This is a genomic window from Thermostichus sp. MS-CIW-26, assembly GCF_054059115.1.
Window position 1 is genome coordinate 43,255 of record NZ_JBSSBV010000021.1, and the last position, 10,569, is coordinate 53,823.

Below are 10,569 nucleotides of genomic sequence, written 5' to 3' on the forward strand. Positions count from 1 at the left end.
GCCGCCCTAGAAGGGCGGGGCTTGTAACCCAGTTTTTTTGGTCAACTGGAGGGGAGGATAGAGAAGGTCAGGTGGGGATCCCATATCCGGCCAATCCAGCCAACACCCTAGGTGGGGCTGAGGCTACAGGGATCCGGCTGCAGCAGAATCCCGGTGGGGGCAAACTGCGTAACCCAAAACTCCGCATCCTGAAACTGGCGACGCAAGGTGTCGCGCGCTTGGGCGGCCAGCTCTAGGCTGGGCATGATCCCGAAGACCGTTGGCCCCGACCCCGACATCAGGGATCCCAGGGCTCCTGCCGAGAGCAGGGATTGGCGCAATTCGCCCACAATGGCATACTCTGGCAAAACCACCTGTTCCAGGTCATTGCGCAAACTCCTGGCCAATGCCGGTGGATCCTGACGGCTGAGAGCCGCCAACGCCTGCGGCAAGGTGGGCAGTGTGGGTTTGGGTAGGGCATCCCCTCCCAAGCTCCCCTGACGAGAACGAAAGGCTTGATAGGCCCAGGCAGTCGAAACCCCCAGGTGCTTGGGCTTGGCCAGTAGCACAGGGATCCCTTCCCAATCGGCCAGCGGCTCCAAAACTTCCCCGCGCCCGGTGGCCAGTTGCGTTCCCCCCTGGATACAGAAGGGAATGTCGGATCCCAAGCGGGCTGCCAAACTCTGCAACTCTCCCACCGTCAGGCCCAGCCCCCACAGTTGGTTCAACCCCACCAAAACCGCTGCCGCATCAGCCGAGCCCCCCGCCAAGCCTGCTGCCACCGGAATGTGCTTTTCGATGTGGATCTCCACCCCGGCGGCAGAGTGACACTCTTTTTGCAGCAGCTCAGCGGCTTGATAGGCCAGGTTGCGGGCATCTGCAGGCACTTCTGGACGATCGCAGGTGAGGTGGATCCCGTGAGGACGGCTCTTCAACTGCAGGCGATCCGCCAAATGAATGCTCTGCAACACCATCGCCACCTCTGAATACCCGTCAGGACGGGATCCGAGGATTTCCAGGTAGAGGTTGATCTTGGCGCGGGCAATCAGGGTACAGGCTTGCATGGGGCAAAAATCTGGGTCAGCAACAAGTCTCAACTCCCCTTAGCCTGTACAGACCTGATCAAAACACAGACTTATCCGGGGAGGTCTCCCAGCCCGATTCTAACGGCAATGGATCCCCTTTCTAGCTGCCGGAGCGCGGCCATGGCCCCAGCCACTCTCCACCGCGAAAGCGCCAGCGGGGAAACAAAATGCGCATTACCACCCAAGCGCTGAGGTAAAGGCAAACCCAGACCACACTGTAGTGGAGAATAAAATCTCCCAAGTCAAACCGTTGGGTTGGAAGATGGGGAAGGCCCGCCACCCTCAGCACTGTACCCAAAAAAAGCCCTTCCCAAATACCGGCCAAAAGCTGAAGGATCCCAGGCCAATCGTGATCCCACATCCATCCCATCAGATAGTTATACACAACGTCCCAAACACAGCCAAACAGACCTACGTAGAACAGCACCCAAAAATAGGTGAGGCTGCCGCCATGTCCAGTGATCCCAAAATAAAAGGGTAAACTTGCCAAAACACCAACGGTGGCCAATAAGAAAATGCGAGTTTGCCAGCGGCCAATCAGGGTCGGAGTCATCTTTTCCTCCCGCAGTTTTGCCTATCGAGATCATCAGGATCTATTTCGCTCCCGGTCTGTTTGAGAGAATCTTCTGGCCTTCACCCCCATCCGTTCTCCCTTTGGTAGAGAAGAGTTAGGGCTCAGCGCAACGCCACTTTCATGAGGCTAGCGCGATGGGGAATGGCCATGGTGTGCCGCCAATGTTTTACGTGTGGGACAGCGTTGATAACCAAAAACATCTCACAAAATCCAGAAGCGTTGCCCAATGTCGGCAAGCTAGGGGCTGATGTTTAGGGCCCACTTGCACCATTGCCACAGGGATCGGATCCCTTCTAGACCTTTGACCCCCGGTGCCCGCAGTCGAGCCAGGTGTTCCACCGAGCGATGGGCACAGTACTGTAAACCCAAAAACGTATCCACCGGTGCATAGGGCCCACCCAAGGTGATGATCCCGGCAGCGTACATCCGTCCATCCCGGTTGCGCATCTCCGCCAGCTCAAAATCGTTGGAAACATGTAAGCGTCCGTGAGGATTGAGGGGCAGATTGTAGTGGGTAATCAGATCGTTGAGGAGGGGATTGGTCATGGGATCCGAAACCAAGCCCGTACAGTCGATAACGAAATCGGCCTCCACCTTTAATTGCGTGTTGTTGTGGGTACCTCGAATGTAGGTTACCGGCTTGCCCTTGTCGCCGGGAACCACCGATTCCACCTTGCCAAACACGATCGAGTACCATCCCTCCTGCAGCCCTTGCCGCACGATCCGCCGCCACTTGCGCCGACTTGCCGTTGTGGTGCCGCCCCAAGCTTCCAGCAGTTCGCGCCGTTCCAAGGGGGTCGCCGCTTCCAATTTGGCGCGTAGAACCCCGCCCCAAGTGCCTTTGGGCCAGTTGAAGGGCTGAAACTCCCAATGGTTGTCCACCGCCCGTTTGGCCCGTCCGAAGCGATTGCCACTTTTGGGCGCACGGCTCAGATGCACCACCGAGATGCGGGGGTTGACTTTGCGGGCTTCGTAGAGGCGCTCCATCACCTGAGAGGCGACGATCCCAAATCCCCGAATTAGGACGGTGCCGCCTTGTTTTTCCAACTGCTCATAAACGTGATCATGGGGCTCGTAGCCGTGTACCACCGACTTTAGATCGCCGGTTTTTTCTCGAAACTCTTGCAGGTCGCTAAGCAGTTTGATGGCCGGATATCCAGTTGCCAAATGGAGGTACTTGGCCACCATAAAACGGTGATCCGTGTGGCCGGGCCGCGTTGCCGAATAAGCCACCACATATCGCCCATCTTCCGTTTTGCGAATGGCGCGAATATGGCCGTAACACAGCATTTGATCCCAACCGATTCGGGCTGCCTCCCGATCCATCGAGGCAAATACATCCCCTGCCCGCGGCGTGTAGGTGTCTGCCAACAAAGGCTCGCTAAACACCTGCCACAAAAAGCCGAATGCTTCCAACAATCGACCAGAGAAAAAGGAACGCCAAGCATCTCGCAAGGCATAGCCGGGCCAGCCCCAAATGTTGTCCGGGCAAGAATCGGAGCCAGAGCGAATTCGCTTCCAGCGGGGGATCTGGCAGTTGGTCAAAAGCCGTTCATACCGTTCGTAGGGTTTACGGGCAATGCTGATGACGCGGATGTGTTCGGGTCTAACCCCGTAGATACGCAGGGTATCCACCCACACAAAGCTGCCGATACCGCCGCCCAAGGCCAAATAGAGGGTCTCTTCCACGGGTAGTCCGGTGGCTTTGAGGGCGCTCAGGGCAATTTGCTCGGCTCGAAACAAATCCGGCGGGGGAAAATCCGAGCCGGCCCGCACTTCGGGAAGCTGCTCTGGGGCGAAAACCACCGTGGAAGCCGGGGGAACCTCAAATGCAGTGTCGGGTTGGGTGGCCGGGCGGATCAGTTCGGTGCGAGGCTCTAGCAAAAGAGTGGGGGTGCCGCGATGGGCGCCGGTCAAAAGGGTGGCATTGGGATCCCTGGGGGACACCAAACCCACGGTGATGCTGTAGGGGCCAAGCTCCACCACTTCTCCCCCCTGGAGCACCCGGCGTGCCTGACGGATTTTTTCCCCATTGATGCGGCTGCCGTTGGCACTGCGATCTTCATAGATGACCTGGCCATTCTCACCGAGATAAACGAGGGCGTGATAACGGGAGATCTCCTGGCTGGCAAACACAGCCCGCGCCACTTCTCGACCTTGCCATTCCTGTGGCAATTGGGCCAGCTCCCTGCCCAAGGCAAGAGGCAATGGAAAAATCAGCTCCTGCTGTTCTTCGGTGATGGGATCTTCCCAGCTCAGTTGAATTTGCATAGCTTCTGCTTACCTTTACAAAGATCATGAAGAGGCCATTGAGAAAACACAGAACAGCGCGACCTCACAGGTCACTTTTGGTTTGCCCGGGATCCCTTTTTTCTATCCCCCACGGACTTGGATCAGCCACTGGGATCTGTAAGAAGAATTAAGAAGAATAGAAAGGGTTGGTCCTCTAGAGAGGAGGTTGTGGGGCTTTGCCAGCTTCTGGAGGAGGGATCACCAAGGTAGCGCTCAAGACCAAATGTCCACAGTAGGGACAATTCTGACCCTGATATTCTGGGGGCAGGTAGTGAGGGTTTTCCAGGCGGCTGCACTTAACCTTGAGGGCGTCCAAAGTGCCGCGGCTGAGGAGATCCCCCTGATCCTTCCTGGCAACTTCTATGGACTTCACGCTCAGCACAACGCGCCCCAATTGAATTTGGCTATTCGCCTCAAGCGCAGGCTCCTCCTGAATCATTTTTCGGCCATTCACCCAGACAGGGTTGGGCTGCTTAGGAGGCAAACGATCCCGAGTTAAGTTGCGAATGTGAAAGTTTAAGGTTTTGGGATCAAAATAAAGCCCGGCGTGAACTCCTGAGACCGAGCGAGTTGGGTCATTGAGCACCACATCACAGCTGGGATCCCGTCCAATGGTAACCAGCTTGGAGGGAACAGGCGAAACCGTTTGCGATCGGCGCCGGTCGGCCTCGGTCCATTCTAAAGTGAGTTGACACACGATCCCATTCTCCACAGTTCAGCGCCTCCATTCCCTAGATCGGCTTCAGCATATCCAAAGGTCAGCTTGGGGAAAGCAGAAGATGTCTTTTTCGTCAAAATTGTTATCTTTTTGGATAACTGTAGCCTATTCCCCCGACCAAAAGCTTGTGCTGATCGAGATCACCTCAGTTGGGATCTCCGAGTTACATTCCTGCTGGAGACCGTGCCCAAACGCTCCGCGCCGCTTCCGCGACCACCCTCAGCTCCTCTTCCAGAGGGAGAGGGGAGCCAGACGGAAAGGTTTCATTCATGATGTTTAGACCATGATGTTTAGAGTGACTACATACTCAACTTTATCCCCACCCGATTTGAAGCAACAAAACTCGATCTCCTCAGGAACGGCGAGGCCGTTCAAGTTTGACCGAGGTGGCCTGATCCCTTGGCCGGAAGCCTCAGAAATCCACCTGAGAGATAGGGCCTAGAGTGAGTTTTGAGTTTCTGGGGATCCTGCAAGACTAGTATCCTCTGTGTCTTTATCCAAACCGTTTTCAAAGCACTCCGGTAAATGGGAAACTGCCGCTGCCCAGCCGCTCCTGCCGATCGAACACACTGATGGTGAGCTGATGGGATCCCGTTTGAGTGAGGGTAAAGCGATTCTGGGTCAGGGTCAGCCCTGTAACGGTGCAGGTGGTCGCCCCAACGAAGCAGCCGGGCAACTGAGCAGCATCAAAAGCTCCCAGGGTTACGAAATTGCCGAGTGGGGTGGTGACGGAAGCCAAAAAGGCGTTGGAACCCCGGATCCCGGCAGGGGCCTCTACCCGGAAAGACACCACAAAGGTTGGAGTTTGCCCCACCAAGACGGTGCGCGGAGAGAGATCAGTAATGGTGAGGGACGGAGCAGGTATGGGAGGTGGCAGGGGCGGAAGATTGCTGCTGCCGGTTGTACCCCCACACCCCACCAGAACACTGCTCAGCAGCACCAGCAATGGGATCCGTTCATGCCTTCGCTGCATCATCTCTTTCTTCTCCATCCCCAAAAGATCCCAAAGGAGTCTCAAAAGACCTTCTTTCTTGAGCTTATTGTCCGAGGTTGATCTTCACCAAGCCAGTGGGCAGAAAGGAGAGAACCTGGCAAGCAGCGGCCTGGGATCCTTCGCTTATTCCCCTTGCAAAAGGTTTTGGCAAGCTGTGGCAATGGCCCAGTCCTCTTGGGCTGAGATCACCAGAACCCGCACCGGAGCATCCGAAGTGCTGATATCGCAGTTGCGGGGGGATCCGGCATTCAAAACCGGGTCGATCTGGATCCCTAAAAAACCTAGGTCTGCACAGGCTGCCGCCCGCACCGGCGCCGAGTTTTCCCCAATCCCCCCAGAAAACACCAGCGCATCCAGCCGATCCAAGCTCATGAGCATCGCCCCAATCTGGCTGCGCAGACGGTGGACAAACAGCTCAAAAGCCAGCTCCGCCCGGGCATGGCCTGCCTCCATTGCCTCCAACACAACCCGCATATCGCTGCTTAGGCCGGAAACGCCCTTCAGCCCCGATTCTCGGTTCAAGATCCGATCCAGTTCATCCACGCTCATGCCCTGGCGCAACTGATGGATCAAAATGCCCGGATCCACTGACCCCGACCGGGATCCCATCATCAAGCCCTCCAGGGGGGTGTAGCCCATGGTGGTGTCCACACTTCTGCCCCCGCGAATGGCCGCCAACGAGCAGCCGTTGCCCAGGTGACAAGTGATCAGCCGCAACTCCTCCAGGGGTCGGTTCAAGATCTCGGCAGCGCGACGGGCGCAATGCTCGTGGTTGATGCCATGAAACCCGTAGCGGCGGATCCCTTGTTCAGCCCAAGCGTAGGGAAGGGGGTAAAGGGCTGCGGCCAGAGGCATTTGCTGGTGGAAGGCGGTGTCGAAAACGGCCACCTGAGGGATCCCCGGCAACAGTTGCCTTAGCAGACGGATGCCAGCCAGCGCAGCAGGGTTGTGGGCCGGAGCCAAGGGGATCAATTGCTCAATCGCCCTCTCCACCTCTGGCGTGATTAAGGTGGGCTGCCGGTACAGGGATCCCCCATGCACCACCCGATGGCCGACGCCGCCGATCTCAGCCGCCTGCGGGAGCAGGGATCCCTCCCCTTGCCAGAGGCTTTGAAACAGCGGGGCCAGTTGGCCGATCCCTCCCTCAGGTGAAGCGGAGGGAAAAGATTCCCACCCACCGCCTCGCCGACGAGTCTGGATGAGGGCCTCCCCCGGCTTGTAGGTGAAATCCACCTGGGCTTGCCAGATGGGCGTGGCCTCCACCCTTCCCTCAACCGTCAGAAATAGGGAGGATTTGAGGCTGCTGGAACCGGCATTGACGACCAGAATATTCACAGCGTGTCTTCGTTGGCCTTCGCACTGCTGGGCTTAAGGCCTATAGCCCGCTTGCTTGAACAGAGCGGTTGACTACCCTGCCGCTAAGGATGACCATAGCATTAAAGCCCTCCTGCAGCTTCCTGAGGCCAAGGCGAGCTGCGTAGCGGTAGGACGGAGCTTTAGACCCAATTTTTTGGGTAATCTGTTCCCCTACTTCTGTTGCCCTCCATCCCACTGGACTAACGCTGCTTATGCCCAGAGTCATCGTCACAGATCCCATCGATCAGGCGGGGATCGACATTCTCTCCCAAGTCGCTCAGGTGGATGTGCAAACCCAGCTCACCCCAGAGCAGTTGATCGCGGTCATCCCCAACTACGATGCCATCATGGTGCGCTCTGGTACACGGGTTACCCGAGAGGTAATCGAGGCGGGGACGAACTTAAAAATCATCGGGCGGGCGGGCGTTGGCGTTGACAACATCGATGTGCCCGCCGCAACCAAAGCCGGGATCCTGGTGGTCAACTCCCCAGAGGGCAACACCATTGCCGCTGCCGAGCACGCCATTGCCTTGATGATGGCCCTCTCCCGCCACATACCCGATGCCAATGCCTCTCTGAAGTCGGGCCTGTGGAATCGGCAAGAGTTTGTCGGCGTAGAAGTCTACAAAAAAACGCTGGGGATTGTCGGATTGGGTCGGATTGGATCCCATGTGGCCCAGATTGCCAAGGCGATGGGGATGAAGCTGCTGGCCTATGACCCCTATCTATCCGTGGAGCGGGCCGAGCAACTGGGGGTGCGCCTGGTGGACTTCACAACTTTGGTGCAGGAATCGGACTACATCACCTTGCACGTTCCCAAAACCCCTGAAACCACCAACCTGTTCAACGCCGAAACCTTCCGCATGATGAAGCCGACCGCCCGCCTGATCAACTGCGCCCGTGGCGGTTTGGTGGATGAACAAGCCCTGTACGAAGCCCTGAAATCCGGTCAAATTGCCGGAGCGGCTTTGGATGTATTTGCCAACGAGCCCCTGAAGGACTCTCCGCTGTTTTCTCTGGGCAAGGAAGTCCTGCTCACTCCCCACTTGGGGGCCTCCACCGAAGAAGCCCAAGTGAACGTGGCCATCGATGTGGCCGAGCAGATCCGCGATGTGTTGCTGGGGCTGCCGGCCCGCTCTGCCGTGAACATCCCCGGCCTACAGGCAGAGGTGCTGCAAAACCTCAGACCCTACCTGGACTTGGCCGAAACCCTAGGCAACTTGGTTGGCCAATTGGCGGGGGATCGCGTCAACCAGTTGGAGATCCGCCTGCAGGGAGATCTGGCGGAAAAAGATGGGCAGCCGATCGTCATTGCCGCCCTCAAAGGGCTTTTGACGCTGGCGCTGCGGGAGCGGGTCAACTACGTCAACGCCTCCATTGAGGCCAAAGAACGGGGCATCCGGGTGGTGGAAACCCGAGATCCCTCCTTGAAAGATTATTCCGGATCCCTGACGTTGATTGCCCACGGCCCCAATGGGATCCGCTCGGTTTCGGGGGCGTTGATTGGGGAGCGAGAGGTGCGGATTACCCAGATCGACGAGTTCCCGGTGAATGTGCCCCCTTCCGCCAACATGCTGATGACCCTGCACCGGGATATGCCGGGAATCATCGGACGGATTGGCACCCTGCTGGGAGCCTACAATGTCAACATCGCCAGCATGCAGGTGGGGCGCAAGATCATCCGCGGCGATGCAGTCATGGTGCTCAGCTTGGACGATCCCCTGCCGGATGGGATCCTGGAAGAGGTGCTCAAGCAGCCGGGCATCCGTGACGCTTTTGTAGTGAACCTCTAGAATTGTTGATCCCTAGAAAAAATCCCAAATCTCACCTACCCTGGCAAGACGGAGTCTTTGCTTGAACCAGAGCAACTTGTCCCTAACCCTGTCCCAGATCCCAGACTGGGATTGGCCGGCCTTTCTGGAGTCCCTGGGCCATTTTGGTGTGGATCTCAGTCTGGAACGCATGCAAGTCTTGCTGCAGCGTCTAGGACAGCCCCAAGCTGGGATCCCGGCCATCCACGTAGCCGGCACCAACGGCAAAGGATCTGTCTGTGCCTGGGTCAGCCACGTGTTGTGGGCGGCAGGCTATCGTGTGGGCCGCTACACCTCTCCCCATTTGGTGGACTGGCGGGAACGGATTTGGCTGAACGGGGAATACATTTCCGCCAACGACTGGAGCCAAGCGCTGGCCCAGGTGCGAGACTGCCTACAAACCTATGCCCCTGACGAGGCTTCTCCCACCCAGTTTGAGGTTATCACCGCTGCCGCTTGGCTGTACTTCCGCCGGCAAAAGGTGGATGTGGCAGTGATAGAAGTGGGCCTGGGGGGGCGGCTGGATGCTACCAATGCTGGGATCGAGCCAGTGGTAACGGCTATCACCTCCATCGGCTGGGATCATTGGCAGCGCTTGGGCAACAGCCTTCCCCAAATTGCCTCTGAAAAGGCGGGTATTCTCAAGCCAGGGATCCCGGCAGTGTGCGCACCCCAAACCCCAGAGGTCACAGCAGTTATCCAAGCCAAGGCAGAGCAGTTGCAAAGCCCCCTGAAGATGGTCGACCCTCTACAATGGTCAGAGCCTCAAACCGCCCAATGGCGAGGGCAGCTCCTCACCCTGCCCCTCAGCGGCGATGTACAACTCACCAATGCGGCAGTAGCTCTTGCCGTTGTAGAAACCCTACAGCAAGAGGGCTGGCGGATCCCTGATGCCGCTGTCGAAAAAGGATTTGCCATCACCCGTTGGCCGGGGCGCTTACAGCGGGTGCAGATTGGATCTCGCCAGTTGCTGATGGATGGAGCCCACAACTTACCCGCTGCCCAGGCTCTCCGTCGCTATCTGGATAAGTATCAACCTGGCCCCCTCACCTGGTATATGGGCATCCTCACCACCAAGGATGTCCAGGGCATTCTCAGTACCCTGCTGCGGCCGGGAGATTGCTTTTTTGCCCTGCCAATTGCCGGCCACTCTGGGACGGATCCCGAGCAACTTGCTCAGCTAGCCCAGACTCTGCAGCCTCATCTCGCCTCGGCACGGGCACTGCCCAATCTCTCCGCTCTTCGGGCTCAGTTGCTCAAGCCGAAAAACCTCACTGAGCCACCAGCTGTAATCTGCGGATCCCTGTACCTATTGGGCCAGGTGATGCAGGAATGTTTGGGATGGGATCTAGCCTGTTGAACTGACAGGTGAAACCTTATGCAAAACCTGAACTCCTCTCTTATAAAGAGAGAGGAGCTATGAACAAAAACTAGCTCTCAACCACTATCACTTGATCAAGATACTCCCCTACTGATTGGGTTAGGGTGGTGGGCCTGGCACCGAGCTAGGTTGCCAGCAGGTCGCCCTGCCAGTAGGTTCGCCGCTGATGCGTTTCACGTCCGAGTTCGGGATGGGTCGGCGTGGTTCCACATCGCCATAGGCACCAGGACAATACTAGCCACCCTGAAAGCTGCATAGCCAGAAAGGTAGAACAACCGGTGAACCAGGTCAAGCGGACGGTCTATTAGGACCCCTCGGCTGCATGCATTGCTGCACTTCCACCTAGAGCCTATTGCCGGGTCGTCTTCCCGGGACCTTC

The 10,569-nt window shown here is 57.6% G+C and carries 8 protein-coding genes and 2 rRNA genes; 2 read left to right on the forward strand and 8 right to left on the reverse strand.

Features of this window, described 5'->3' with window-relative positions:
* Nucleotides 1-107: 107 nt before the first annotated feature.
* The 6 genes from ispE to ACVWZU_RS08650 form a co-directional block, all read right to left on the reverse strand.
* Entirely contained in the window at nt 108-1,043 is a 936-nt protein-coding gene (gene ispE, locus ACVWZU_RS08625; protein ID WP_457444388.1) for a 4-(cytidine 5'-diphospho)-2-C-methyl-D-erythritol kinase, read from the reverse strand.
* Nucleotides 1,044-1,164: 121 nt separating this feature from the next.
* On the reverse strand, nt 1,165-1,617 hold the full coding sequence (locus tag ACVWZU_RS08630) for a hypothetical protein (protein WP_457444390.1): 453 nt from the start codon (nt 1,615-1,617) through the stop codon (nt 1,165-1,167).
* A 258-nt stretch (nt 1,618-1,875) separates the two neighbouring features.
* The gene (locus ACVWZU_RS08635; RefSeq protein WP_457444392.1) at nt 1,876-3,909 is read right to left on the reverse strand and encodes an FHA domain-containing protein; all 2,034 of its coding nucleotides are present in this window, start codon (nt 3,907-3,909) and stop codon (nt 1,876-1,878) included.
* Between the two features lie 175 nt (nt 3,910-4,084).
* On the reverse strand, nt 4,085-4,627 hold the full coding sequence (locus ACVWZU_RS08640) for an FHA domain-containing protein (RefSeq protein ID WP_457444394.1): 543 nt from the start codon (nt 4,625-4,627) through the stop codon (nt 4,085-4,087).
* Between the two features lie 529 nt (nt 4,628-5,156).
* Complete coding sequence (locus ACVWZU_RS08645; protein WP_457444396.1) at nt 5,157-5,624, reverse strand: hypothetical protein; 468 nt, start codon at nt 5,622-5,624, stop codon at nt 5,157-5,159.
* Nucleotides 5,625-5,765: 141 nt separating this feature from the next.
* On the reverse strand, nt 5,766-6,977 hold the full coding sequence (locus ACVWZU_RS08650; protein ID WP_414413710.1) for an acetate kinase: 1,212 nt from the start codon (nt 6,975-6,977) through the stop codon (nt 5,766-5,768).
* A gap of 233 nt (nt 6,978-7,210) precedes the next feature.
* Here ACVWZU_RS08650 and serA point away from each other — a divergent pair, with 233 nt between their 5' ends.
* Nucleotides 7,211-8,791 carry a phosphoglycerate dehydrogenase gene (gene serA / locus ACVWZU_RS08655; protein WP_414332254.1) on the forward strand — a complete coding sequence of 527 codons (1,581 nt, stop codon included), beginning with the start codon at nt 7,211-7,213 and terminating at the stop codon, nt 8,789-8,791.
* 76 nt (nt 8,792-8,867) lie between these two features.
* Complete coding sequence (locus ACVWZU_RS08660) at nt 8,868-10,169, forward strand: bifunctional folylpolyglutamate synthase/dihydrofolate synthase (RefSeq protein ID WP_457444401.1); 1,302 nt, start codon at nt 8,868-8,870, stop codon at nt 10,167-10,169.
* A gap of 132 nt (nt 10,170-10,301) precedes the next feature.
* Here ACVWZU_RS08660 and rrf read toward each other — a convergent pair.
* Nucleotides 10,302-10,418: ribosomal RNA gene (rrf, locus tag ACVWZU_RS08665) — 5S ribosomal RNA — on the reverse strand.
* 56 nt (nt 10,419-10,474) lie between these two features.
* Nucleotides 10,475-10,569, reverse strand: a 23S ribosomal RNA gene (locus ACVWZU_RS08670); the annotation flags it as partial.

Bases quoted from the DNA above. Each gene is read 5' to 3' on its own strand.
- ispE (WP_457444388.1), bottom strand. From the start codon at position 1,043: ATGCAAGCCTGTACCCTGATTGCCCGCGCCAAGATCAACCTCTACCTG.
- ACVWZU_RS08630 (WP_457444390.1), bottom strand. From the start codon at position 1,617: ATGACTCCGACCCTGATTGGCCGCTGGCAAACTCGCATTTTCTTATTG.
- ACVWZU_RS08635 (WP_457444392.1), bottom strand. From the start codon at position 3,909: ATGCAAATTCAACTGAGCTGGGAAGATCCCATCACCGAAGAACAGCAG.
- ACVWZU_RS08645 (WP_457444396.1), bottom strand. From the start codon at position 5,624: ATGATGCAGCGAAGGCATGAACGGATCCCATTGCTGGTGCTGCTGAGC.
- serA (WP_414332254.1), top strand. From the start codon at position 7,211: ATGCCCAGAGTCATCGTCACAGATCCCATCGATCAGGCGGGGATCGAC.